Raw genomic sequence first — 23,256 nt, 5'->3', positions numbered from 1 at the left:
TTCGGCCGGACACAACCCCTTTGGGTTTGGGATTTGTGGGCACCCATACAAGGGTTGCCCGCGGGAGCGGGCAACCCTTCGCTTGGGGACGGAATCCCTTCGGGATAAAGGGCGGACTCCAGATTTACGCGTAACCTTCAGGATGGGTCTTGTGCCAATTCCAAGCGTGCTCTACGATGACTTTTAAGTCGCCGTATTGTGGATTCCAACCCCAGTCGGCGCGGATCCGATCGGAGCTGGCGATCAATTTCGCCGGGTCGCCGGCGCGGCGGGGGGCTTCCTCGTTCGGAACTTTGAGACCGGTGGCGTGCTCGACCGCGTCAATGACTTGCCGAACGGTGAACCCTTGCCCATTGCCGAGATTGTATTGGCGCGAATCTCCCCCGGCCCTCAAGTGCTTAACCGCCAGGAGATGCGCTTGGGCGAGGTCGAGAACGTGGATGTAGTCGCGGACGCAGGTTCCGTCGGGAGTGTCGTAGTCAGTCCCAAAGACCTTCAGACTCGGCTTCTTACCCATCGCGGCCAGGATCGCGACCGGGATGAGGTGGGTTTCCGGGTGGTGGTCTTCGCCGATCCGATTCTCCGGATCGGCCCCGGCGGCGTTGAAATAGCGGAGACAGACCGACTTGAAGCCGTGCGCCACGTCGAACGCCTTTAGGATGCGCTCGACCATCAGCTTGCTGTCGCCGTAAGGGCTGGTGGGATCTTTCGGGTGCGCCTCGTCGATCGGCACGTAATGCGGTTCGCCGAAGATAGCGGCGGTAGACGAGAAGACGAACTTGCCAATGCCGGCGGCCCGCATCTCCTCTAACAGCCCGATGACCGCGGTGGTGTTATTGGTGAAGTATTTCCCCGGCTGCTCCACGCTTTCGCCAACCGCGATGTAGGCGGCGAAATGCATGACGACGTCGATGTCGGGGTGGTCGGCAAACAGCTTTCGCAGATCGTCTCGGTTCCGCAGGTCGCCCTGCACGTACGGGCTGCCTAACAGTGCCTCCCGGTGTCCTTCCTCGAAATTATCGAAAACGAGGTGGGACTCACCCGTTTCTCGCAGCAGCTTGAGCATGTGCGAGCCGATGTACCCGGCCCCTCCCAGCACCAGAATCATGTCTTGGAGGCTACCCGGTGTCCTAACGGGGATGCCGCAGGGGTAATCTTGGTTTCGATGGCGGTTGCCCTGAACCGAGAGAACTACCTGCTGCACAAGCTGCACTCGCTAACCGGCGTGATTCCGGTGGGCTACTACATGGTTCAGCACCTGGCGTTGAACTCGTTCAGCCTGGCGGGGCCGGAGAAATTCAACGGCGTGATCGGCTTCTTCGAAAGCATGCCGAAGTTTTTCTTGCTGGCGATCGAGCTGGTCGCGATTTGGATTCCGCTGCTTTTTCATGCGATTTACGGAGTCTTCATCAGCTTCCGTGCGCAACCGAACTTCATCGGAACGAAATACAACTGGTCGCAAAACCGGATGTTCGTTTTCCAGCGTTGGTCGGGGCTATTCCTGTTCTTCTTCCTCGCCATCCATGTGGCAACGACGACCGGGCAGAAGTACCTCAACAACTCCGCCGAGCCGCTCCTGTACCAAGCCTGGTACACCAAGCTGACCAGTTACGGCTACATTTGGCTGATCTTTTATGTGCTGGGCGTGGCCGCCGCGTCGTACCATCTCGGCTACGGGATCTGGAATTTCTGCATCCGGTGGGGCATCACGATCAGCGATAAGGCGCAACGCCAGGTCCAGAAGTTCTCGTTGGTTTTCACCATCGCGATCACCCTCCTCGGCTGGGGCGCCCTCGCCGGCTTCTTGATGAACAAACCGCTAACGCCACCGGCCGCGGTCAGAGACGCCCCGATCCCGCCGATGCCCCAAGGCACGCAGTAGCTGGCTTCCCTACGTCCGAAGGACGTGTAGCCGCAGGTTGGCTCGTACCTGCGCCCGGTGTACCTTCGGTACACCAGAATCATGGGCGGGGGCGCCGATGCTACGTGCGGGATCGTCGGCGGGGACGACGATGCTACTTGGCCATGCCGCACGAGCAAGTAGTAGAATAACGTCTATCGGTAGACGATGGCGGGTTATGGGCCGTCGTAGATAGAGGGACGATTTCATGCACCCTGGGATCACGGAAGTCAGGGACTGGTTTGAGCGCCAGGGGTGGGAGGCATTTCCGTTTCAGGAGGCGGTTTGGAACGCCTATCTGGAGGGGAAGAGCGGGCTGATCCACTCGGCGACGGGTACCGGTAAGACCCTCGCCGCGTGGATGGGGCCAGTCGCGGAGGCGCTCGCGGCGGGAGAAGCGACTGGCCCGGTCGACCGGGAAGACGCGCCACCTTTGCGGGTGCTGTGGATCACCCCATTGCGAGCGCTTGCCGCCGACACGGCGGCCTCGCTTCAGTGGCCGGCGGAGTCGTTTCACCTTCCGTGGAGCGTCGAGCTTCGGACCGGAGACACCACCCAAAGCGTCCGGGCGAAGCAAAAGAAGCAGCTTCCTACCGCGCTCGTCACGACTCCCGAGAGCCTCACGCTGATGCTTACGCGCGAGGATGCCACCGAGCTTTTTAGCGATCTGCGGCTGGTCGTCGTCGACGAATGGCATGAGCTCATGTCGACCAAGCGCGGGGTGCAGACCGAGCTCGCGCTGGCGCGGATTCGCGCGTTCAAGCCGGAGCTGCGCGTGTGGGGAATCTCCGCCACGCTGGGGAACCTCCGGGATGCGATGGAAACCTTGCTTGGCCTCGGCAGGGAAGGGGAACTCGTGCAGGGCGTGGTGGGGAAGCCAGTCGTCATCGACACGATCCTCCCGACGAACATCGACCGCTTTCCGTGGGCCGGCCACTTCGGCACACAGATGATCCCGCGTGTTATCGAGGCGATCGACGAAGGGGGAACCTGCCTGATCTTCACCAACACGAGGGCACAGGCGGAGATTTGGTATCAGTCGATCCTGCAGGTCAAGGCGCAGTGGAAGGATGTCATCGCGCTTCACCACGGCTCGCTCTCTCGAGAAGTGCGCGACGAGGTCGAGCTTGGGCTGAAATCGGGCCGGTTACGCGCCGTCGTGTGTACCTCCAGTCTCGACCTCGGAGTCGATTTCACGCCGGTCGATCGGGTCCTTCAAGTCGGTACGCCCAAGGGGGTGGCTCGCCTACTTCAACGCGCCGGGCGAAGCGGCCACCAGCCTGGGGTGCCGAGTCGCGTGACCTGCGTGCCGACCCATGCCTTCGAACTGCTCGACATCGCGGCGGCGCGGAACGCCGCTTTAGCGGGGAAGATCGAGGCAAGGGAAGGGGTGAACAAGCCACTGGACGTGTTGGCTCAACATCTCGTAACCATCGCGACCGGCACCGGATTTCGAGCCCAAGATCTGTTTCGAGAGGTGCAGTGCACCCAGGCGTACAAGACGTTGTCCCAGGAGGAATGGGACTGGACCCTCGACTTCGTAGTCCGAGGCGGTGAGAGTTTACGAGCGTATCCTGAATATCACCGGGTCGTCTTGGGGACCGACGGCGTGTATCGCGTCGAGGATGCCGATATCGCGAAACGGCACCGAATGTCGGTCGGCACCATCGTAAGCGACGAGGCGCTCAACGTTCAGTATTTGAAAGGGGGCAAGTTGGGCACGGTGGAAGAGTCGTTCCTCGCCCGGTTGCGGCCCGGCGACCGGTTCATCTTCGCCGGGCGTCCGCTGGAGTTTGTCCGAATCAAGGACATGACGGCTTGGGTAAGGCGGGCGAGCAGTGTCAGTGGCGCCGTTCCACGGTGGATGGGCGGCCGACTGCCGCTTTCGAGTGAGTTAGCGCTCGCAATTCGCGAGGAACTGGAGCGGGCCGGAAACGGTGAGCTCGCGAGCCCGGAGATGAAGACGCTGGGTCCGATTCTGGAACTGCAGGCCCGGTGGTCGGCGATTCCCGCCCTCTCGGACCTGTTGATCGAGCGGGTGGAAACGAGGGAAGGACACCACCTTTTCTTCTATCCGTTCGAAGGGCGACTGGTGCACCAAGGGATGGCCGCGCTCTTTGGATACCGGATCTCGCAGCTCGTGCCGATCACGTTTACGTTTGCGGCAAACGACTACGGATTCGAGCTCTTGGCGCCGGAGGAGGCGCCGCTGGAGGAAGCGATTGCGAAGGGCCTGCTATCACCGGAGAACCTGGGAGCCGACATCGTGGCGAGTCTGAATTCGGCCGAGCTGGCTCGGCGGCAGTTCCGGGAAATCGCCCGCATCGCGGGACTGGTTTTCCAAGGCTTTCCCGGAATGAACAAGAGCGCCAAGCAGCTTCAGGCTTCGAGCGGGCTCTTCTACGACGTGTTCGCCCGCTACGATCCCAATAACCTTTTGCTGAGACAAGCCGACCGTGAAGTCTTGGAGCGCCAGTTGGAGCAGAGCCGACTGTCCCGGTCTCTGGGACGGCTGAGCCAGTCAAACTTGCTGATAACCCACCCAAAGCGCCCATCGCCGATGTGTTTTCCGATCCTCGTCGACCGGCTTCGCGAGACGGTCACCAGCGAGAACATTCATGACCGGATCGAGAAGATGGCAAGCCAGCTCGAGCTCGAAGCCGGCGACAAAATAGGAGCGCCGGACGGCGTATAAACGAGTGGTGCGTCGGGAGTTGGAAATAACCGTTCGGGGGGAATGCCTCCGGTTGCTCCCGGACCGGGCACTGTTTTGGCCAAGCCAGTCGACCCTTTTTGTCGCCGACGTTCATCTGGGGAAAGCTGCAAGCTTTCGATCTTTCGGCGTTCCGATCCCCGCCGGATCAACCGACGTCACCCTGGGTCGGCTCTCTGAGCTCCTGGTGCGCACGGAAGCTCGTCGCCTCGTCGTCTTGGGCGACCTTTGGCATGCCAAGGCCGGGCGTACGGAGGACGTGACAGGGAAGTTTGCTCGGTGGCGAGCCGCCCATGAGGAGGTCGAAATGACCTTGGTCGAAGGAAACCACGATCTGCGCTCGGGGAAGCTTGCGCCCGAATGGGATATTCGGGAGGTAGCAGAGCCGACTACCCTAGGTCCGTTTTCCCTCTGCCACTATCCCGAAACGACGGTGGAGAATGGGTACCGACTTGCCGGTCATCTCCACCCGGGCGTTCTGTTGGAAGGGAGAGGAAAGCAGTCGTTGCGCCTCGCATGCTTCCTATTTGGAGCCGAAGGCGCGATTCTGCCGGCCTTCGGTGAATTCACCGGATTGGCGATGATCCAGCCGGAAGAGCGCGACCGCGTCTTTGTCGTGACCCAGGAGCGGGTCATTCGGGTCGCCTAGTGCGTTGCAGACCGGTTGATCGGAGTAAAGAGACCAGGTCCTGGGTCCCACGAACTGTTGGGAACCGCGCGGGGTTGAACTATACACATGACAAGACCAGTGAAGATTTGGGTCGGTGCGCTTTCTGCGGTTGGCGCAGTCGCCTTTCTGATGGGTCGCGGATCCTCGCTCGAAGCGCTACGTCCCGTTCCCTCGGCTCCCATACTGCAAAAGGTTCAGGCGTTGGGAGACCTTCACAGCGCCCGGTTCACTTATCAGAACGTATTCGAGCACGCCACGGCGAGGCAGCCGGCGGAGTGGGCGAGTTACGTGCCTGGCGCGGCAAGCTTGGTTCGGGCGGCAACCCGAAACACGGCGCTGGTTGAAGTAAGCGCAGAGGTCGAGGCGGGAGTGGACCTGTCCAAAGCGACCCTGGAGCACCGGACGGGACAGCCGGACCATCTGATTCTTCCACGCGCTCACGTTTACCGCCCCCAGGTGGATGCTCGGGTTCACGACGTCCGGCGCGGACTTTTGTGGAGAGACGAGAACATCGGCCTCGACGCGGAGCGAGACGCCCAGATTCGATTGCGACAAGCCGCCATCCGGCAGGGAATCGAGAGGGAGGCGGAACAAAATGCGGTCAAGCAGGTTCTGCTCATCGTCCCTTCCGGAGTTGTCGTGACCGTCAAATAAGGGTAACCCTTTCAGGTTACACCGAAACCGGGGCTGCCACTTGGCCCGCCAATGGACCACCATTTGTGAGGAGAGACCAGGATAACCAATGTTTCTGGCAACTCCGGCCGAACGACAGGACAAGACAAGACACCGCGACTAGGCGGAATCATATGCACTATTTGACAAGTTTCGTATTTGTAGCTCTGGTTGTCCAAATCATCACTTTGATGCTGCTGGGCCTCGTACTGGGCACTCAAGCGTTGGCTAATTCCGCGAAGCAGTTTTTCGGCCGTTTCTATCGCCGTGCTTCCGAAACGGGCCATAGCCACTAAAGAGCGAACTGAAAAGGCGGCGCCTTCCATCCGGAAGCCGCCGCCTTTTACGCGCCTCGTGAGCGTCTCGGTCTAGAGCATCACCACTTCGTTCGATTGCAGCGCAGCCTCGTTAACCTTTGCGACGACCGCTTGGATCGAGTCTCGGATTTGCACGAGCTCCTCTGAGAGAGAGCGACCCAGGACGGTATCCGCCATCGGGGTCTGCAGCTCCTCCTTACGGATGCAACGGACCGCATAGCCGATGCAATTCAGCAACTGCTCCATCTCATCCTCGGAGAGCGCAAGGTGATATACGGTCGGCTCAGCCAGATAATAGCCAGCCTGTTCCGCAACGAGCGGTTTCATGCAAACCATCCTACTGCAAATCTCGCCTAGAAACATTTATAGTGCAATGGTAGACCGTGTAAGCTCCCTGTAACCAGTAATTTTACGTGCGGTCTAGATTCAACACGGTTCTTTTCGGGCACGTCAACCTGTGAAAACCTCATAGGGTCGCAAACACCTTTTTGTCGGTCCTTCAGGCCCAGATCGGGTTGAATGCGGAGTTCAGAGTCAACGCCACGGAAAAAGGACCGTCCGCCTCCGCCGGCCGCCCTCTTGGACCACATCGCGATTTTCGCCGTTTGCCGCAACCGTCATCGGGAAGAAGGTCGAGCATGAGCACAAAGTAGCGGCCAGTTCAATCGAAGCGACCAGGCCGGGGGAGTTTGCGAACTTCATAATAATGATTATCAGAAGACAATCTTCTCACGATGTAAGCATCCCCGGGGGCTGAGCTTTTAACGAATTCGGCCTCCTATGCCCGAGCGGCCGAGGTGATGATGCGGCTCTCTAGCTCGTCGACGGCGCGGAGGCAACGGTCGACGACGGCGCTCGGGCGGCGGGAGCGGGTTTTCTTCACAAAGAACGTAATGGCGACGGCGGCTCCGATGGCGGCAACGCATGCGGCCACAATCCCGGAGCTGCTCGACGGTGATGTTTTCCTGAAAAACATTTCTAGTTGTGTAGACAAGTTTCGGGCGCGATTCGTTGCTTCCCGAGGTCGGTCATCGCAATAATTTGGGCCTATTGTGAAGAAAAATGCCTTAAAGGCTCAGGTGCTACCGAAGTCGAGGTGAGCGAGCTGATCGCGAAGCTCTTCGCGATGCGCCGTAATACCGAAACGCACCGGTAAACTCATCCCCGCATGCTAGACACGCTCACCCGACGCCTTGCGGGGATTCTCGCGAACCTTAGAAAGCAAGGCAAGCTCACCGAGGACGACGTCAATGAGATGCTCCGCGAGGTTCGCGTGGCGCTGCTCGAAGCGGACGTCAACTTCGCGGTGGCCAAGAGCTTCATAGGTCGGGTTCGCGAGAAGGCGGTCGGCGAGGAGGTCTTCGCTTCCCTAACCGCCGATCAAACGATTATTAAGATCGTCCGGGACGAGCTCACGGAGATGCTCGGCACGGAGCAAACCCGGTTCGACTTTGGATCGCAGCCGCCCACCGTCGTGTTGATGTGCGGGTTGCAGGGGTCTGGAAAGACGACCACTACGGCGAAGCTGGCTAAATGGCTGGTGGCCCAGGGGAAAAAGCCGATGCTTGCCGCTTGCGACGTTCAGCGGCCGGCGGCGATCAAACAGCTTCAGGTGCTCGGCGAGCAGGTCGACGTGCCGGTTTTTGCCAAAACCGACGGGTCGAGCCCGGTCCAGATCGCCCGCGAAGCGCTGGAGCGATGCAAGTACCTGATGCGCGATGTGCTCATCGTGGACACCGCCGGCCGCCTGAGCATCGACGAGGCGCTGATGGCGGAGCTGAAGCAGATCCACGACACCGTCCGCCCGAACGAGGCGTTCCTAGTGCTGGACTCCACCACCGGCCAGGAAGCAGTCAGCGTCGCAAAGGCGTTCCACGACTTGATTCCGATCACGGGCGTCATCTTCACCAAGCTGGATGGCGACACCCGCGGCGGCGCCGTCCTGAGTGTGCGTGAGGCGACAGGAGTCCCCGTCCGGTTTACCGGCGTCGGCGAACAGGTCGACGCGCTGGAGCCGTTCTATCCCGACCGCATGGCCCAGCGGATTATCGGAATGGGGGACGTGCTCGGAATCATCGAGAAAGCCGAGCTCGCCTTCGAAGGCGAAGACATGACCGGGCTGGAAGCCCAGTTCAAGCGCGGTGATTTCGACTTCAATACGATGCTCGATCAGTTCCGCATGATGCGGAAGATGGGCCCGATCAAGAATGTCCTCAAAATGATCCCCGGCCTCGGCGCGCAGATTCCGGAGGAGGCGCTGGAGGCGATCGACGATAAAGGGGTTAACCGGATCGAAGCGGTGATCTTCTCGATGACCGCCAAAGAGCGGTCGAATCCGGACATTATCAACAGCTCGCGCCGGAAACGGATCGCCGCCGGCTCTGGGACCAGCGTCGAAGAGGTGAACCACCTCATTCGGCAGCTTTACGAGATGCGTCGGAACATGAAGCAGCTTGGAAAGATGCAGAAGCAGTTCATGAAAAAAGGGCGAAAGAGATAGGCTGTGGCACGGGCGGCCCGCCCGTGGGTACCAGACGCGGCTCGCGTCTGGCGGGAGTTTTGGAAAGCGACCTGGTTTTGCTCGGGCAAGATGCCCCGGATACATATGGGCTAGAAGCCCATGCCACGATGGTTGGTATAATAAGCGGTTCGCAGCGGCCGCATTGCGTGTTTGTCGCGGCTATGGAGAGGAAAACAGAGTAGATGGTAAAGATCCGACTTCGGAGAATGGGTGCCAAAGGGCGACCGTTTTATCGCGTAGTGGTGGCTGAGAGCAGCACCGGCCGCAACGGCGCTTTTGTCGAGACGATCGGCACGTACGATCCCGTGGCCCAGCCCAAGCTAATGGAAGTAAAGGAGGATCGCGCGATCCACTGGCTTCTTCAGGGCGCCGAGCCGACGGAGACCGCGGCATACATCCTGAACAAGGTCGGCATTCTGCCCAAGTTCCTGGAGCAACGCCCCAACCAGAAGAAGAAGTACGCCTTCCTCGACAAGCGAACCGCCGCTATCTCAGTGGCCGCTACCCCCGCCGAGAACGCCTGATGAGCTATCGCCCGTTCGTAGAGACGCTGGTGCGGTCCGTGGTCGAGAACCCGGACGAGATCCAAATCGATGAAGAGCACGAGATGGGGACCCGGACCTTCTACGTGCGGGTGTCGCCCGAAGATGTGGGCAAAGTGATCGGGAAGAGTGGCCGCGTGGTTAGCGCCATCCGTTGCGTGGTTAGCGCCGTTGCCGCCAAATCCCGAGAAAAGGCGTTCGTCAAGATCGTCACCGATTAGTTTTTAATTCCGACTTCCCTGCGAGCCTCCGAGCCGATCCGATGCTCGCGGGCTCGTTTTCTTTTATGAGCGAAGCTACTCCCTCCCGAATCGGTCAAATCGTCGGCGCCTTCGGGTTGCGTGGCGAGATGAAGGTTCAGCCGCTGACTGAGTTTTGGGAGCGGTTCCAGAAGGGGGCTCGGCTTCGACTCAAAGGCGAGTGGGTGACGGTTAAGTCATACCGCGAGCACAAGAACCGCCCGCTCATCAAGGTTACCGGCGTCGACGACATCAGCGCCGCCGAGGCCCTTCAATGGGAATATCTCGAGGCGATCATCGCCGACCGCCCGGATCTCGACGACGACGAGTATCTAACCAAGGACCTGATCGGCCTTCAAGTGGTGACCGTCGGCGGCACGAACCTCGGCATAGTGAGCGAAGTAATGCCGATGCCTACGCATGACGTTCTAGTCGTAGGCGAGGTCCTGATCCCGGTGGTCAAGCAGTTCGTGAAGAAGATCGACATTCAGGGTGGGGCGATTACGGTCGAACTGATTCCGGGCATGCTACCCGGGGAAGAAAGCTAGCAGGACAGGGCCGCCTACCACCCTCAAACCGTGTGCTACCCTAAGTTAGACCCCAGCAGTCGGCCGCCTATGAACGAATCCATTAGCCACGATCGTGAGCAAGAGTCCGCGCGGGCTAAGGCGGAGTGGTTTCAGTCCCTTTCCAAGCCCGAGAGGATGGACGTATTCGTAGACATGATGGACCTAATCATTGGTCTCAACCCGTCGATTCTGACCGGGAGACATTGACCTACCTTGGCGTTACCATCGAGGTTATTGGCCGGGCAAACCTGATCGATACAAAGCTAGCAGCCGGGTGGCCGGTCGATATTGAAGGCGTTAAGATGCTCAAGGGGCGCTCAGAAGGCTAACCGCCGACTACCTTAGAACTCTTTCCCTGCTTTCGCGCGTTCTATTTCCCGGCGCTCGTCGTCTTTCGCGATCTTGTCCCGCTTGTCGTAATGCGCCTTGCCGCGGCCGAGGCCGATATCGATCTTGACTCGCCCGTTTTTGAAGTACGCCGCCAGCGGAACCATGGTCAGTCCCTTCTCTTGAGATTTCCGCTGCAGCACGTCGATCTCCCGGCGATGTAGGAGCAACTTCCGGTCTCGCCGCCGCTCGTGAGCGAATACCGAGGCTTGCTCATATGGCTCGATGTCCATGTTGATCAGCCACATCTCGTTGTTGACGACACGGCAGTAGGCGTCGGTCAGATGCGCCTTGCCGAGGTAGATGCTCTTCACTTCGGAACCTACCAGCGCGATGCCCGCCTCGAAGTTCTCCTGGATGGCGTAGTCGTACCGCGCACGGCGATTCTGAATCGAGTGCGGAGCCTTTCCTTCTTTGGTATTGCCCTTCTTCGCCATGGAGGGAGGAGTGTACTCGCTGAGAGACCACAACCGAGGGTAGATTAGCTGCATGCGCTGCAAGCCAATGGCTTACACAGTTTTTGCCTCGCTCGTCCTCGCCGGTTGCGGAGACAAGACCCCGACCACGCCAGCCGATGCCGGCACCACGGGTACCACGCCAAAAAATGGCTCGACGCCGGCCACGAGTTCGGCCGGGCTTAAGGAACTCAAGATCCTGGATGTCAAGGTCGGAACGGGCAAGGCGGCCGCGGTGGGAGACACCATCTGGGTTCACTACACCGGAACCTTCGCCGACGGCAAAAAATTCGATTCGACCAAGGACCACGAGAACAAGCCGTTCGGAGTCGTGCTGGGCGAAGGGAGCGTCGTTCCCGGTTGGGAAAAAGGACTCCTCGGCATGAAGGTGGGCGGCGAGCGAAAGCTCTCGATCCCCTGGAAGCTCGGTTACGGCGAAAACGGCAGTTCCAGCATCCCGCCCAAGACCGACCTCTACTTCGATATCGAGGCGGTCGGCTTGGTGAAGCAGAACGAGCAGGACCTCGTTCAGGGCAAGGATATCAAGGTTGGCACCGGCGCGGCGGCAAAGAACGGGAGCAAGGTCACGATCCGCTACACGATGTCCATTCCGGGCGGCGAGGTGGTTGAAGACAAGAAAACCGTTACGATCACGATTGGTAAGGGTGAGGCAATGGACTCGCTCGAGCAAGCGATCATCGGGATGAAAGTCGGTGGAAAGCGAAACTTGATCATTCCGCCCAGGGTGGGACTTCCGAACGGAAATCAAAAGGTGCCCCAGAATTGCCCCGTTATCTTCGATGTCGACCTTTTGAAGGTCGGCTAGGAATTCAGGGCGTAGAAAACGTAAATGAAGAAAGGCTTGCTTTCGATCCTTGCCTTGGGCGCTCTCGCGGTTAGTGGGCAGGCTCAGGTCACACGCGTCCGTGGCGGCTACATGCTGCGCGTCAAATACACGAAGGGTCAATCGATCCACCTCGACAGTTCCAATACCGCCGGCGGACTTGGCAAGGAGATGGCCGGCGGCAAGCTCCAATTCAAGATGCCCATCACCATGAACGTGTTGAACGTGAAGGACGGCTACGCCCTCGTTCAGATCAAATTAGGGCAGGTGAAGAGCGGAAATCGCATCGTCAACCCCGGCCAAACGGCGGTGGTTCGTCTCGACGACCGGAATCAGCCGAAGGACTCGGAGACGCCGACTAACCTGGGCGCGACACTCCCCAAGAAGCCGGTCAAAGTCGGGCAGACCTGGTCGGGGAGTGTTCCGGTCTCCACTGGTATGGGAGGTGGGAAGTTGAACGCCACCTATCGCTTCGCCGGTCTCAAAATGGTCGGTGGCAAGTCGGTGGCAGTTCTAACCTACACGCTCAGTGGCTTCGCAACCGGAACGGGACGAATTACGCTGCTCGCGAGCGACGGTACATTGAACAGTAACGAGATGAAGCTCTCCATCAAGGGACTGGGGGCAAATCCGATCACCGTGACATCGTTAATGACGCGGGGGTGATCCGATGATCGATCTCGCCATCTGCGCCGATCCCGCGGTCTCCGTTCTCCTGGCGCGCCATCCGCGCGTTAGTCGAACGGAGACGGGCGATGTGGCGGGGATCATTTTTTACCAGGGTTCCTGGCGTCGCGAGGTGCGCGTCGGCGATGCGACGGCCGAGCAGTTCGGCCTGGTGGAGCTCATGGACAACAATCCTGTGGTCTGTGCCGACACCGTCTCCGTTCCCGCGCCGGTTTCCACTCTTGCCCTCATCGCGGTCGGTCCAGTGGCTTGGGCGAGCCTTGTCCAGGAGACCCCGAGCGTCATTTCGAGCCACGCGGTAGACGGAGGCGAGCTCAGCTCGTTCCTTACTTCGGCCGGTTGGGACGGCGGAGCGAATCTCCACGTGGAGCCGGTCGATCTCGACGGCGTGGTGGCGATTACCGCGATGGTCGAGATCCGAACGCCCGACGATTTGGACGACATCGATGCCCTCTACGAGGAACGGTTTGGCCGCTCGTTCTTCGTGCGACGCGATGAGGATTCGGTATGGGATCCATCCCTCGTCAGGGGGACGCCGTATGCGGTCTACCGCCTCTTGCTCGCTCCCGACGCGCCGAATAGCCTGCTGACCATCCGCGTCTTGGCCGATCTCAAAGGAAAGGCGGGAGCGAGCCAGATGGTACACGCGATGAACGTCATGGCCGGCTTCGAAGAAACGCTAGGCATCGCCTAGGTCGATAACTTTCTTCGGCCCCTTTTTCTCCGCTTCGACCGCGGCAATGTCTTCCTTGGTGCCCGCGATGACATCCGGACCCACGCCGTCGATCCGTTCCCAAACTCCTTTCTCCGCCCGCTTGTACGTAGTGAACCCCTTCTTCCCCGCTTTGTCCATCTGCGGAAGCGCGCCGGCAACCTTGAATGTGGCGCGGCTGATCACCCGCCGCACGTCTAGGCCGCAGTGCGGGCAATACTTAAGCGGCTCCTCATCGACGCCCTGGATGACGTCGACGCGGCCGTCACACATCAGGCAGTCGTGGTCCGCTGGTTCGTACTCGTAAACGGGCATCTCTCATGAGTGTATACGGCGTAGAACGATCGGATATGAATCCGATTGCGGTGTTGAACGAGGAGATCGTCGAATGCCGGCGTTGTCCGCGTTTGGTAGAGTGGCGAGAACGGGTTGCCCGCGAGAAACGCAAGTCGTTCGCCGCCGAGACGTACTGGGGCCGACCGGTGCCTTTGTTCGGAGACCCAGACGCGGAGCGTCTTATCGTCGGCCTCGCCCCGGCCGCCCACGGCGGCAATCGGACCGGGAGAATGTTTACCGGAGACCGGAGCGGAGATTGGATCTATCGGGCTCTGCACACCGCCGGGGTTGCCAGCCAGGCAAGCAGCACCCATGTTGGCGACGGACTGGAGCTTCGCGGGGCACTCATAGCCGCAACGGCCCATTGTGCGCCGCCCGATAACAAGCCGCTCCCCGACGAGCTGGCCAACTGCAATGTCTTCCTGCAGCGCGTGCTGGCGTTGCGGGAGTGGAAATCGATCTTGTGCTTAGGCGGCATAGCCTGGGATAACGTGCACCGAACGCTCGGCGAACGAAAACCGGCGTTCTCGCACGGGGCGACGAATAGGCTTTCAAGTGGTTTGTTGATCGTCGCGAGTTACCACCCCAGCCAGCAAAACACCTTTACCGGTCGGCTGACCGAGCCGATGTTGGATGCCGCCGTCGCGGCGTGGTTGGATTAAAACGTGGCATGGGCTTCATGGTCATTGGCAAATTAGGCTTACATTTCCCTCGTCCAATTTCACCCGTAGCCCGTGGCTTTAGCCGCGGTTCAGGGTTCTACCGGGGATAAGTCCCCGGGCTACGCGTGAACCTACTTTGTCAATCCATTTGGTTAAAAACCATAGTCCCCGGGCTACGGGCAAGCGAAATATAGACCTAAATAGAGTCTCTCGCTTCGCTACGAAGTTGCTCGGACTGCCGGCTGGAAGCCTAAATCCAACCAGTTTTTGCCTGGCGAGCCCTGAGAGGAGACAAACACAGAGACAGTAGAGTAGGGGCGGGTTTGCCGCCCCTACTCTACTGCCTTAGCGCCTTTGTGTTAACTCCGGACGGAAGGTGCCATGTAGCGAAACTAGGGGAGGAGTAGGCGAAGGGCTTCACCTACGAGGTAGTAGCTTCCGGTAACGAGTACAAGTTCGTCTGGCCCGGCTTCTAGGGCAGCCGCTTTCAGGCCCTCTTCCAGCGTTTCGTGCCCTTGGGCAGACTTGCCGAGTTGGCGAATTGCCGACAGAGTTTCTTCGACCGGGTAAGCCCTCGGGACCCCTATCGGCACTACGTGGGCCGTTTGGATAATTGGCAGGATCTCGCGGTAGAAGTCGTCGAGCTCATGCCCTCGAACCATATTAGTCACGATCCGGGCGCCGAAGAAGCAGAAGTCACTTTGGAACACCTCCGTCAGATTGCGAGCCGCTTCGGTGTTGTGGGCTCCGTCGAACACGAAGGTGGTTCCGAGAGCCTCAACCACCTGGAATCGCCCGGGCGCGAACGCCCTCGACGCCCCCAAACGCGCCGGCTCGGGATCTAAGCGAACTCTTGCGGCATCGAGCGCGGCGATCGCGAGCGCAAGGTTGTGCCGCTGAATATCTCCCTTTAGACCCGGCACAAGGCCGTCGTAGTGCCCTGCCGGAGTAACCACGGTGCCGCTTCGTTCCCAAAGCACTTCCCTGCCGTAGCGCCAGATCTGGGAACCGCAATCGGCGGCGACCTCTTCAACGACCTCCATCGCCTCCGGCGGCAATATCCCGACGACGACCGGCACTCCCGGTTTGATAATTCCTGCTTTCTCTCTGGCGATCGCTGCCAACGTGCTCCCGAGGATCGCGACGTGATCGAGTCCTATGCTGGTAATCACGCTTACCGCCGGCGTCACTACATTCGTGGCATCGTACCGGCCTCCCAAGCCGACTTCGAGCGCGACCCAGTCGCATTTCTTCCGGCGCCAATATTCGAAGCCGACAGCGGTCTTAAATTCAAACTCGGTGATCCCCCCAAACTCGGTCTCGGTGAACTGCTCCGCGATCGGGATAAGCGCCTCGGTCACCTCGGCCAGTTCCTCCTTGCCGATCATCGATCGTCCGAACTGAACACGCTCGCGGGGATCGACGACGTAGGGGGAGAAGAAGGCGCCGGTTCGCTTCCCTGCTTCGACCAGAAGCGACTGCGTGAAGGCGGTAGTCGATCCCTTTCCGTTCGTACCGGCGATGTGGACGTAGTTGATAGATCGAAGCGTCTCCGAAAGCCCAGCGGCCTCGCAGAAGGCTCCCATCCGGTCAAGACCAAGCCGCCAGCCCCGTGGAGCGAGCGAGGCGATGTAGTCGAGCGCTTCTTGGTACGTCATGCCGCAACTGAGAGAATCTGCAACTCGAATATTAACCGACCATTAAGGGCCTTTGGAGCGATTTGAGACTGTCGTATCATGACTTCGATGACACTAAACGAAAACCAGAGTGAGCTCTGGACGAAGCTCGCGAGCTTCCAAATCGACGAAACGGGACAGATCCTTGGCTTCCGTGGACGCCTGGCACGAGAAAACGGCTGGAGCCACCCCTACACCCACCGGGTGGTCGAAGAGTATCGAAAGTTTCTTTTCCTCTGCTTTGCCGCTGGACACCCCTGCAGCCCTTCCGACCAGGTGGACCAGGCTTGGCACCTTCACCTGACCTACACTCGCTCCTATTGGGATCGCCTATGCGGTCAAGTCCTTCCAGGGCCGCTGCACCACGAGCCGACGAAGGGAGGACCGGAAGAAAGCGCGAAGTTCGACGACTGGTACGACCGAACACTGGAGTCGTACCGGAGGCTATTCGACTGCGAACCGCCGATCGACATCTGGCCTCCGACCGAGTCGAGGTTCGGGAAGCCGCTTCCCGAACGAACGACAGCAGAATATTGGATGATCCCCAAGGCCCGCGCGAAGCGGGCCTTCGCTTTTCTCAGCCTCTTCGGGATCGCCACCGGAGCGGCGGTGGGATGCGGCGAGACCGGGGACGCGGAGACGATCGTGCCGCTGCTGATGATGGCGGCGTTCGTCGCGGTGATCCTCTTCTTAATCGCCTTCTTACCCAAGACCGGTTGGAAGGGGGCGGGGGGGCCGGAGGGAGTTGGGACCTCTCGGGCGGGTGTGGCTCCGATGGAGGAAGCCCCAGCGACGGACATCACGGCGGAGGTGACGGGGGACATGGCGGCCACGGGTGCGGAGGACACGGATGTGGCGGACATGGGTGCGGCGGGCATGGATGTGGAGGCGGCGGATGCGGCGGCGGACATTAACCCATCCTAGTGGTTAGGGAATAACAATAGGTTTGTTACTCGGGCGAGCCGCCTGTGCCACGAAACTCGATGGGGTTTGGACACTAACTGCGAGGCCGAACGGGTACCCTCTATCCCCGTGTCGGGGCGTAGCTCAGCTTGGTAGAGCGCGTGCTTTGGGAGCATGAGGCCGCAGGTTCGAATCCTGTCGCCCCGACCATTTTTATTCCTCTACGCAAACTCGATTGCGTCCTTCAGCCTTGGCGGCGTAGAGAGCGCGATCGGCGGCCGCGATAAGGCTCTCCGGATTCGATTTCCCCTCTCCAAGAGCGGCGCACCCGAAACTGGCGGTGATTTGCCGCAACGGCCAGCTCGCACCCTCGAGGGCGCGCCGGAAACGCTCCGCGAGTTGCCGAGCACCGTTTAGATCGGTGTCGGGCAGGAGGACCACGAACTCTTCCCCGCCGTAACGGGCTACTACGTCGATGCCGCGGGCCGCCATCACCACGATCCCCGCGACCCGGCGAAGCACGTCGTCGCCGGCCGGGTGGCCGAACTCGTCGTTGAAGGCCTTGAATTTGTCGACATCCATCATCACAACGGCAAGGTCCCGCTCGTATCGCTTTGCTTCGATGATCTCTTGCTCGAGGCGAAGGTCGAATTCTCGGCGATTACGAACACCGGTCAAGGCGTCGGTGGCGGCCTGCTCTCGGAGTCGAACATTAGCCTCCTCCAGCATCCGTTCGTAACGCCGCTGCTCGGTAACGTCCATTGCGAAGAAATAAAAGCCGTCTGGCTCCGCGTCGCGAGAAACGGAGATGAAGACGCAGCGCATAACCAAGGTGGCCTTATCTTGCCGCCGTCCGCGGACCTCTAGCTCAACGCGAGGCAATTGGGCGAGCTGTTCGGCGGCGTTCTGGGCCTTTGGTAAGTCGTCGGTTCGCACGGCGACATCCCAGGGCTGGCCAACCAGCTCTTCGGGGACCATCCCGAGCATCCGGCAGAACTCTCCGTTGACAAATGTAAAGAGGCCTTCCTTGGATACCAACGCGATTCCACCGAGGGAATTCTCGAGTACCTGGGTGTGCTGGCGGGCCATCGCGTCGGCCTGTTTTTGACCGGTGATCTCCCGAAGCGTAATCGCGATCCCCTCGCCGAGCGGGACGACTTGGTTGCGATACCACTGCGTCTCTCCCGCCTTATTCACCATCGTGAACTCTTCCTCGGAGGGGGTGCGAGTTTCGAGGACCCTTGCGAAACGGCCGATGATTCCCGCCTCGGCGCGCTCCGGCAGGAGCACGGTAAGTCGATGTCCGACGAGCTCCCAGCGAGTCCGCTCGAGAACCCGCTCGCCATTTCGGTTCACGTCGACGATCACGAAATCCACGATTTCATGCCTATCGTCGCGGACGGCGTCCAAAATAAAGAACGCGTCGTAGCCGGCTTCCAAGGCCGCTTTTAACCGCGCCTGGCTGTCGGTAACCGCCCGCTGGATGCGACGCTGCTCGGTGACATCGTAAACCATTCCGCCGACGAGACGCCGCCCGCCCACCTCAAAGGCGAACTTGACCGATGTGAATTCCCTGGGAACTCCGCCAGGCTGGAGGGTTTCGTTGGTGCGAAGCACTTCCCCGGTCGCCAGTACTTGACGATCGTTCCTGACATTGCGGCGCGCGCCTTCCTCACTGAAGAGGTCACTATCGGTAGCCCCGACGATTTCAGATCTTGGGCGCTCCATTAGCCGCTCGAACTCAAGGTTGGCGTACAAATAGCGGCTGTTTTCGTCCTTTACGAAGGCGATAAAGGGCATTGATTCGAGAAGCGCCTCCAACATGTTGTTAGACGCGATAAGGCGCGGAACATAGGGGGTCGGCTCCGGCGAGACATCTTCGGCTGTTCCCTCTTGTTTCAATGTTTAAATTATCCCGATCCTTGCCGCTAGGCCGTCCCGGCAATACTCCCTGGTTAGGGTTAGGCTCTTGCGATGTCCCCCACAAAAGGGCCGAATGCCGCTACCGGTGCTCGTCTGGTGATAGATCATAAACGTGATATGCAAGTTATCGAGCCGCCCGTTCAGCTCCCGCAGGGGTACGAAGTCGTGGCGGATTTCCACGTCGCGGGACGTTCTTTTTTGCGGGGCGAGCAAAAAGAAGAGCGTGAGCTGGCCGGGTTGAAGACCGCCCTTCTAGCTGCTGGCCTGATCCGTCGGGTCGAAGCATCAAGTTCCATCTAAACGGCGCCGGCGCCTGGTCTCTACGAAAGGGTCTCTTCTTTGAGGAGGCCCTCTCTCGTTTTACCGGCTATGTTTGATGGTTGTTCAGTCTAAATCCCTAGCGTTCCACCTTACCCCTCGTAATTGTGGCCTGGGCGCGTTAGCTCCCTTGATGGAGCCCCAAAGAATGTCGTTTAACTCGAAGTCGGCCAACGACTCCTCGCTCATCCGGCTGATAAGCCGCGCGCTATCCCTCGATCGATAGGCATCGCGCCGGTTCACTTCCCCGACGATCTCCTTTGCGGGCAAGATAGCCGCGTACGGGTCCATGTTTGCGGCCCGACCACTAAAGACGTCGATCGGCGGGGCAATGACGTCATAGGTGTTCATCGGCCTCAGGCCGATCAGCAGCTCGATCGTTCGCAGCATGCTGTCGGTGTTGTAGAAACGGCTGTCGAGCTTCCCACGCTCGATGTACGGACTGATAACCAGGGCAGGTGAGCGGTGGCAGTCGACATGGTCGAAACCGGCCTGCGCGTCGTCTTCGAGAACACAGATGACGGTGTCTTTCCAAAACGGGCTGTGACTGATCAGGTCGACCAGTTGGCCGACCGCGTAATCGTTGTCCGCCACCATTGCGCGTGCGGAGCCCATTCCATCGGCGGTTCCCACGGTGTGGTTGCGCGGCAGTCGAATGGTGACGAGCGACGGAAACTCTCCTTTTGCCACGTAGGCGTTGAACTCGCGGTGGAACGTGTCCATTCGGCAACCATCCTTGTGGGAACCATACGCCTTGAGTTGCCGGGGCGCCGGGGCGACGCCGAGCTTTCGCCAAGCGTCGCTGTCCGGGTACGCCATATCGAACTCCCGAAAGTCGGTGCAGGTCTGACGGGTCAACGCCCGCTTTGTCGCCTCTTCATGTTCGGCCTCGCCGGCCTTCCCCGGCTTCCCTTCCACGAAGAACCCGTAGTTTCGGTACGACTTGCGGGCTTTCGCCGCCTGATCCCAGAGGTATCCGCCGGCGGAGGTGGCAACGTCGCGCATTCCTTCCAGATCGACGGAGGTTCCGTTGTTCGTTCCTTCGAAATCGTAGGCGCGGCCGCGACCGCTGTAGTTGTACGGCACGTTCCGCTCCGTATATGCATTGCCCATGCCGGAGGTCGACCAGTTCCAGCCGTCCGCCGAAACCTCGGCGCAGACGTAGAAGTTGTCGAGCAGCGCGAACCGGTCGGCGAGGGCGTGTTGGTTCGGCGTGACCTCCCGAGGGAACAAGCAAAGGCTGGCGTCCCCGTTTGCCCGGGATATGTCGCCGAACACCTGATCGTACGTCCGGTTCTCTTTAATGACGTAAACCACGTGCTTCACCGGCGGGCGTGTGAATTGCCGGCTAATCGCCGTGGCCGCATGGCCGGTCGCGAGGTTGTTATCCAACACACGGGCGGTTGAAGCGGCCAAACCTTTCTCCACGTCGCTGAGGAGCAGGTGAGAAACCGTGCCTTCGATGATGTTCGGATGGTATTGACCCCAGTCGCGGACCGGCTTGTCGTTCGGATTTCTGGTTTGGACGCCCTTGGCGTTGGCGACGAACAGGTGTCGTCCATCGGGAGAGAGCGCTACTGCGGTGGGATACCAGCCGGCGTCGACCAGTCCGCGGACCCGGTGGGCCTTGACGTCGACTACGGCTACCGCATTCATGTCGCCCAAGGCGACGTAAAGGGTCTCCTGATCTGGAGCGAGCACCATCCCGAGCGGAGTCGCGCCCGGTATGCCGCGTAGGTCCCCTTGCCGGAGCAGCAGAGTATCCGTTACGCGATTGGTGGCGACGTCGAGGGCAGAAACGGTGTCTCCATTCGAGTTGGAAACGTATAGGGCGGTGTTATCCCGGTTCAGCAACAGTGAAGTCGGCCCGCCGCCGGTCCGGATGGTAGTGACGGCGCCCGACTCGGTATCGATCGAGGCGACGACCCCGTCGCGCTCGCAACTGACATAGATCCGCTTCCCCGCCATCGGGCCGCGAACGACCGCAACTACCGAATACGGGAACGCCGGGACCTTCACTTCTTTCGTCACCGTTCCATTCCCGGTATCGATGAAGCTAACCGAGCCGGTGAAGCCGTTCTCGGCGTGGCTCTGGTTATTCACGGCGAAGAGCGTGCGGCCGTCGGCGCTGACGGCGACGCCGGCCACATGGTGTGGAATCTTGTTCTTGTAGGCGGGGGGAGGATCGGCGAACCGAGAGACCCTTTCGAGCTGACCGTCGGAGGAGAGCTCGAAGACGCCGACGACGTCTTCCGACCCTTGCGAAGCATAAAGGAGCGTACGGCTACCTTCCTGGCGAAAAGCCAGACCGTAGTAAAGCGCCTTATCCTGCTTGGCCCGAGCCAAGAACTGAGTTCGGCTCAAGAGCTTTCCGGTGACCGAATCGAGCACCGAGAGCTGCTGCCGAAATCCGACGTTGGTGACGACGAAATATCTCCGATCCGGACTTAACGCAATATTAATCGGAAAGCTGCCGACCTCGGTCTGTTCGCCCTGTGGCGAGATGTATTTGCCGGTCACGATGCGCCGCTTGTCGTCCCTTCTGCTCAGCAAAGTAAGCGCGCTCGCCCCTAATCCGGCTACGACGGCGCCGATTACAAGAATCTTCCCTGCCCCCATTCCCCAAGGTTACACCTTTGGGGCGCGTTAGGCGTTAGGCGTTGGTAGCGCTTAGGGTGTTAGGGTGTTTGCTTCGCGGGGTGTTGGGCTGTTAGGGCCGGAGGCGTGGGGAGCGGGTTGTCTTGCGCGATGGCTGGGAGCTTACGAATCGCCTCGCCCCTGGAGGGAGGTGATACGCTCCAACGCTTCCATTGCGCTCTTCTTAACTTCGTCGGAACTCACTTGGATAAGCCGTTTAAGTTCGGGAATGGCCGCGACGTCTTCGTGGCAGCAAACATAATCGCACCAAAGGATCCGCATCATAGGGTCTGGATCGTGCAGCCATGAATCGAGCACCGGGCGGATTTCAGGAAAATCTTCGCCGAGGATTTGTCGACCCAAAAATTCTCGGTTCGGCATTTTTGGATTGACCAGGTAGGCACAGATAAACTTTTCGACGCCGATCACCTTTCCAATGCTTTCGACGAGGACCAGTCTTGCCGTGTCGGCCTCGTTCGCATTCTTGCTTTGGACTCTTTCCCTTGCCCAAGTAAACGATCTGAATGCGTCAGCCTCCACCATGTATTTGGCGATCCAACCTCTCAAACGACTCACTCTATCGTCAGCACACTTCACCAAGAAGGGCCACACGCTGTCGGGGTGCCGGTCGACCATGCAATCTATGCTGGTTTCCCGTACCCGTGCCCAAGGGTCACGACTAAGTCGCCATAGGACGGTGTCCACCTCGGCAGATGGGGTGTATCGCAACGACCGACAGGCAGAACTACGGACCCTCCAGTCGCAATTAAAGGAAGCGCGGAGCAGGATCGTGCGCAGCGCCGGAGAAACCGGACCGTCAATGGCATCCATCAATGCAGCCTTGGCCTCTTTCTCCGCCTGAATGACCTGCACAAAGAGTTCCGGCCAGCACTTGTAAGCCCAAGCGAGCCGTCGCTCCGGACCACGGTCATAGCTTCCGCATCCCGTTGGAAGATCGTCTCTTTGTTCCTGGTCCTCCGAACGGTCACTCGGCGTTTCTTTCGCCCGCCAGTTATCTTCACGAAGCAGATCTTCGACCGCTCGTCTGCCTGCCAATAGAGTCTTAGGTTCGTTGGCGAACCTTGTAAACCACTCTGGACCAACATCGCGGTCAGGAAAACCGGACGCATGCCACAGGTCACAGATGGTTTTCCACCTGGCTGTGCGCTCAGCTAGCTCCCCGGTTGGAAGATTCTCTTCGCATCGCTCGAAGAACGTGAAATACAACAGAGCGGCGGGCAGTCTCAGCCGAGTATCGCGATCAGTTACCGTATCCAGCAGGTCCTTTGCTAGCCCAGGACGGCCCAACATATAGATCGAGCCGAGCGCTCTTAGACGGGCGTCATAGCTTCCGCTCCCTAATTCGGTTCTAATTTGTCGGATCTGCGCTGGAGAGGGGCCAACCGCGTCGATTGCCTTATACAACGGCCTGGAAAAATCGATCGCCCACCAGGATTGCGCCTGCAGGTATGCCGTCCCGCAGGCGAGAAGCGCAATCGACGCAAGAAGCTTCTTCATGGCTGTCGATGTCTAGAGTACGACTGATTTGCGGCTCCAAGTCATCTAAATCAGG

General features: G+C 59.8%; 23 protein-coding genes and 1 tRNA gene. 15 read left to right on the top strand and 9 right to left on the bottom strand.

Features of this window, described 5'->3' with window-relative positions:
- Positions 1-124: 124 nt before the first annotated feature.
- Positions 125-1,108 carry a UDP-glucose 4-epimerase GalE gene (galE, locus tag OP10G_RS19815; protein ID WP_038473443.1) on the bottom strand — a complete coding sequence of 328 codons (984 nt, stop codon included), beginning with the start codon at positions 1,106-1,108 and terminating at the stop codon, positions 125-127.
- 57 nt (positions 1,109-1,165) lie between these two features.
- Here galE and OP10G_RS19810 point away from each other — a divergent pair, with 57 nt between their 5' ends.
- From OP10G_RS19810 to OP10G_RS19795, 4 genes are all read left to right on the top strand, one after another.
- Positions 1,166-1,882 carry a succinate dehydrogenase/fumarate reductase transmembrane subunit gene (locus OP10G_RS19810; RefSeq protein ID WP_025228695.1) on the top strand — a complete coding sequence of 239 codons (717 nt, stop codon included), beginning with the start codon at positions 1,166-1,168 and terminating at the stop codon, positions 1,880-1,882.
- Between the two features lie 226 nt (positions 1,883-2,108).
- Entirely contained in the window at positions 2,109-4,595 is a 2,487-nt protein-coding gene (locus OP10G_RS19805; RefSeq protein WP_025228696.1) for a ligase-associated DNA damage response DEXH box helicase, read from the top strand.
- Between the two features lie 7 nt (positions 4,596-4,602).
- Complete coding sequence (gene pdeM, locus OP10G_RS19800; protein ID WP_227624981.1) at positions 4,603-5,262, top strand: ligase-associated DNA damage response endonuclease PdeM; 660 nt, start codon at positions 4,603-4,605, stop codon at positions 5,260-5,262.
- 87 nt (positions 5,263-5,349) lie between these two features.
- Positions 5,350-5,937: a DUF4230 domain-containing protein gene (locus tag OP10G_RS19795; protein WP_084179546.1), complete on the top strand. Its 588-nt coding sequence runs from the start codon at positions 5,350-5,352 to the stop codon at positions 5,935-5,937.
- Between the two features lie 386 nt (positions 5,938-6,323).
- Here the strand turns inward: OP10G_RS19795 and OP10G_RS19790 are convergent, their stop codons facing one another.
- Both OP10G_RS19790 and OP10G_RS26515 read right to left on the bottom strand, forming a co-directional pair.
- Complete coding sequence (locus OP10G_RS19790; protein ID WP_144241269.1) at positions 6,324-6,599, bottom strand: hypothetical protein; 276 nt, start codon at positions 6,597-6,599, stop codon at positions 6,324-6,326.
- 451 nt (positions 6,600-7,050) lie between these two features.
- Positions 7,051-7,248 (bottom strand): hypothetical protein, encoded by a 198-nt coding sequence (locus tag OP10G_RS26515; RefSeq protein WP_144241268.1) that lies wholly within the window; start codon positions 7,246-7,248, stop codon positions 7,051-7,053.
- A gap of 192 nt (positions 7,249-7,440) precedes the next feature.
- On the opposite strand from OP10G_RS26515, the gene ffh reads away from it, so the two are divergent.
- The 4 genes from ffh (at position 7,441) to rimM (ending at position 10,122) form a co-directional block, all read left to right on the top strand.
- Positions 7,441-8,772 carry a signal recognition particle protein gene (ffh, locus tag OP10G_RS19785; RefSeq protein WP_025228700.1) on the top strand — a complete coding sequence of 444 codons (1,332 nt, stop codon included), beginning with the start codon at positions 7,441-7,443 and terminating at the stop codon, positions 8,770-8,772.
- Between the two features lie 203 nt (positions 8,773-8,975).
- The gene (gene rpsP / locus OP10G_RS19780) at positions 8,976-9,317 is read left to right on the top strand and encodes a 30S ribosomal protein S16 (RefSeq protein WP_025228701.1); all 342 of its coding nucleotides are present in this window, start codon (positions 8,976-8,978) and stop codon (positions 9,315-9,317) included.
- Positions 9,317-9,556: a KH domain-containing protein gene (locus OP10G_RS19775; RefSeq protein WP_025228702.1), complete on the top strand. Its 240-nt coding sequence runs from the start codon at positions 9,317-9,319 to the stop codon at positions 9,554-9,556. Before rpsP ends, OP10G_RS19775 begins: the two co-directional genes overlap by 1 nt.
- A gap of 65 nt (positions 9,557-9,621) precedes the next feature.
- Positions 9,622-10,122 carry a ribosome maturation factor RimM gene (rimM, locus tag OP10G_RS19770; protein ID WP_158409298.1) on the top strand — a complete coding sequence of 167 codons (501 nt, stop codon included), beginning with the start codon at positions 9,622-9,624 and terminating at the stop codon, positions 10,120-10,122.
- A 362-nt stretch (positions 10,123-10,484) separates the two neighbouring features.
- Here the strand turns inward: rimM and smpB are convergent, their stop codons facing one another.
- On the bottom strand, positions 10,485-10,967 hold the full coding sequence (gene smpB, locus OP10G_RS19765; protein WP_025228704.1) for an SsrA-binding protein SmpB: 483 nt from the start codon (positions 10,965-10,967) through the stop codon (positions 10,485-10,487).
- A 52-nt stretch (positions 10,968-11,019) separates the two neighbouring features.
- Between smpB and OP10G_RS26005 the strand changes: the two genes are divergently transcribed.
- Genes OP10G_RS26005 through OP10G_RS19750 form a run of 3 tightly spaced genes read left to right on the top strand, consistent with a single transcriptional unit; the run spans position 11,020 to position 13,210 of the window.
- Positions 11,020-11,811 carry an FKBP-type peptidyl-prolyl cis-trans isomerase gene (locus OP10G_RS26005; RefSeq protein ID WP_025228705.1) on the top strand — a complete coding sequence of 264 codons (792 nt, stop codon included), beginning with the start codon at positions 11,020-11,022 and terminating at the stop codon, positions 11,809-11,811.
- A 24-nt stretch (positions 11,812-11,835) separates the two neighbouring features.
- The gene (locus OP10G_RS19755) at positions 11,836-12,495 is read left to right on the top strand and encodes a hypothetical protein (protein ID WP_025228706.1); all 660 of its coding nucleotides are present in this window, start codon (positions 11,836-11,838) and stop codon (positions 12,493-12,495) included.
- A 4-nt stretch (positions 12,496-12,499) separates the two neighbouring features.
- A complete protein-coding gene (locus OP10G_RS19750) occupies positions 12,500-13,210 on the top strand; it encodes a hypothetical protein (protein ID WP_025228707.1) in 711 nt (236 codons plus the stop codon).
- Here the strand turns inward: OP10G_RS19750 and OP10G_RS19745 are convergent.
- Positions 13,196-13,543 (bottom strand): FmdB family zinc ribbon protein, encoded by a 348-nt coding sequence (locus OP10G_RS19745; RefSeq protein WP_025228708.1) that lies wholly within the window; start codon positions 13,541-13,543, stop codon positions 13,196-13,198. The genes OP10G_RS19750 and OP10G_RS19745 overlap by 15 nt on opposite strands.
- 35 nt (positions 13,544-13,578) lie before the next feature.
- Here OP10G_RS19745 and OP10G_RS19740 point away from each other — a divergent pair, with 35 nt between their 5' ends.
- Positions 13,579-14,226, top strand: a complete 648-nt coding sequence (locus OP10G_RS19740) for a uracil-DNA glycosylase (RefSeq protein ID WP_025228709.1) — start codon at positions 13,579-13,581, stop codon at positions 14,224-14,226.
- Between the two features lie 392 nt (positions 14,227-14,618).
- On the opposite strand, the gene OP10G_RS19735 is transcribed toward OP10G_RS19740, so the two are convergent.
- A complete protein-coding gene (locus tag OP10G_RS19735; protein WP_025228710.1) occupies positions 14,619-15,884 on the bottom strand; it encodes a bifunctional folylpolyglutamate synthase/dihydrofolate synthase in 1,266 nt (421 codons plus the stop codon).
- 87 nt (positions 15,885-15,971) lie between these two features.
- On the opposite strand from OP10G_RS19735, the gene OP10G_RS27030 reads away from it, so the two are divergent.
- Positions 15,972-16,826 carry a glycine-rich domain-containing protein gene (locus OP10G_RS27030; RefSeq protein ID WP_158409297.1) on the top strand — a complete coding sequence of 285 codons (855 nt, stop codon included), beginning with the start codon at positions 15,972-15,974 and terminating at the stop codon, positions 16,824-16,826.
- Positions 16,827-16,938: 112 nt separating this feature from the next.
- Positions 16,939-17,015: transfer RNA gene (locus tag OP10G_RS19725), tRNA-Pro, on the top strand.
- A 3-nt stretch (positions 17,016-17,018) separates the two neighbouring features.
- Here OP10G_RS19725 and OP10G_RS25130 read toward each other — a convergent pair.
- A complete protein-coding gene (locus OP10G_RS25130; RefSeq protein ID WP_025228712.1) occupies positions 17,019-18,707 on the bottom strand; it encodes a diguanylate cyclase in 1,689 nt (562 codons plus the stop codon).
- Between the two features lie 72 nt (positions 18,708-18,779).
- Between OP10G_RS25130 and OP10G_RS19715 the strand changes: the two genes are divergently transcribed.
- On the top strand, positions 18,780-19,028 hold the full coding sequence (locus OP10G_RS19715; protein WP_144241265.1) for a hypothetical protein: 249 nt from the start codon (positions 18,780-18,782) through the stop codon (positions 19,026-19,028).
- A gap of 84 nt (positions 19,029-19,112) precedes the next feature.
- Here OP10G_RS19715 and OP10G_RS19710 read toward each other — a convergent pair whose 3' ends face one another.
- Complete coding sequence (locus OP10G_RS19710) at positions 19,113-21,665, bottom strand: alkaline phosphatase family protein (protein ID WP_025228714.1); 2,553 nt, start codon at positions 21,663-21,665, stop codon at positions 19,113-19,115.
- 141 nt (positions 21,666-21,806) lie between these two features.
- Positions 21,807-23,201 (bottom strand): HEAT repeat domain-containing protein, encoded by a 1,395-nt coding sequence (locus OP10G_RS19705; protein ID WP_025228715.1) that lies wholly within the window; start codon positions 23,199-23,201, stop codon positions 21,807-21,809.
- Positions 23,202-23,256 lie beyond the last annotated feature (55 nt).

Source organism: Fimbriimonas ginsengisoli Gsoil 348, assembly GCF_000724625.1.
Taxonomy (GTDB): Bacteria; Armatimonadota; Fimbriimonadia; order Fimbriimonadales; family Fimbriimonadaceae; genus Fimbriimonas; species Fimbriimonas ginsengisoli.
Note: the sequence above shows the minus strand (reverse complement) of the source record. Positions and strands in the feature narration are given on the sequence as shown.

Excerpts from the sequence above, each read along its gene's own strand:
- rpsP (WP_025228701.1), top strand. The coding sequence starts at position 8,976 with ATGGTAAAGATCCGACTTCGGAGAATGGGTGCCAAAGGGCGACCGTTT.
- OP10G_RS27030 (WP_158409297.1), top strand. The coding sequence starts at position 15,972 with ATGACACTAAACGAAAACCAGAGTGAGCTCTGGACGAAGCTCGCGAGC.
- OP10G_RS19795 (WP_084179546.1), top strand. The coding sequence starts at position 5,350 with ATGACAAGACCAGTGAAGATTTGGGTCGGTGCGCTTTCTGCGGTTGGC.
- OP10G_RS19775 (WP_025228702.1), top strand. The coding sequence starts at position 9,317 with ATGAGCTATCGCCCGTTCGTAGAGACGCTGGTGCGGTCCGTGGTCGAG.
- OP10G_RS19810 (WP_025228695.1), top strand. The coding sequence starts at position 1,166 with ATGGCGGTTGCCCTGAACCGAGAGAACTACCTGCTGCACAAGCTGCAC.
- smpB (WP_025228704.1), bottom strand. The coding sequence starts at position 10,967 with ATGGCGAAGAAGGGCAATACCAAAGAAGGAAAGGCTCCGCACTCGATT.
- OP10G_RS19715 (WP_144241265.1), top strand. The coding sequence starts at position 18,780 with ATGTCCCCCACAAAAGGGCCGAATGCCGCTACCGGTGCTCGTCTGGTG.
- rimM (WP_158409298.1), top strand. The coding sequence starts at position 9,622 with ATGAGCGAAGCTACTCCCTCCCGAATCGGTCAAATCGTCGGCGCCTTC.
- OP10G_RS19790 (WP_144241269.1), bottom strand. The coding sequence starts at position 6,599 with ATGAAACCGCTCGTTGCGGAACAGGCTGGCTATTATCTGGCTGAGCCG.
- OP10G_RS26515 (WP_144241268.1), bottom strand. The coding sequence starts at position 7,248 with ATGTTTTTCAGGAAAACATCACCGTCGAGCAGCTCCGGGATTGTGGCC.
- OP10G_RS19755 (WP_025228706.1), top strand. The coding sequence starts at position 11,836 with ATGAAGAAAGGCTTGCTTTCGATCCTTGCCTTGGGCGCTCTCGCGGTT.
- OP10G_RS19735 (WP_025228710.1), bottom strand. The coding sequence starts at position 15,884 with ATGACGTACCAAGAAGCGCTCGACTACATCGCCTCGCTCGCTCCACGG.
- OP10G_RS19710 (WP_025228714.1), bottom strand. The coding sequence starts at position 21,665 with ATGGGGGCAGGGAAGATTCTTGTAATCGGCGCCGTCGTAGCCGGATTA.
- OP10G_RS19750 (WP_025228707.1), top strand. The coding sequence starts at position 12,500 with ATGATCGATCTCGCCATCTGCGCCGATCCCGCGGTCTCCGTTCTCCTG.
- OP10G_RS26005 (WP_025228705.1), top strand. The coding sequence starts at position 11,020 with ATGCGCTGCAAGCCAATGGCTTACACAGTTTTTGCCTCGCTCGTCCTC.
- ffh (WP_025228700.1), top strand. The coding sequence starts at position 7,441 with ATGCTAGACACGCTCACCCGACGCCTTGCGGGGATTCTCGCGAACCTT.
- OP10G_RS19745 (WP_025228708.1), bottom strand. The coding sequence starts at position 13,543 with ATGCCCGTTTACGAGTACGAACCAGCGGACCACGACTGCCTGATGTGT.
- OP10G_RS19740 (WP_025228709.1), top strand. The coding sequence starts at position 13,579 with ATGAATCCGATTGCGGTGTTGAACGAGGAGATCGTCGAATGCCGGCGT.
- galE (WP_038473443.1), bottom strand. The coding sequence starts at position 1,108 with ATGATTCTGGTGCTGGGAGGGGCCGGGTACATCGGCTCGCACATGCTC.
- OP10G_RS19705 (WP_025228715.1), bottom strand. The coding sequence starts at position 23,201 with ATGAAGAAGCTTCTTGCGTCGATTGCGCTTCTCGCCTGCGGGACGGCA.
- OP10G_RS19805 (WP_025228696.1), top strand. The coding sequence starts at position 2,109 with ATGCACCCTGGGATCACGGAAGTCAGGGACTGGTTTGAGCGCCAGGGG.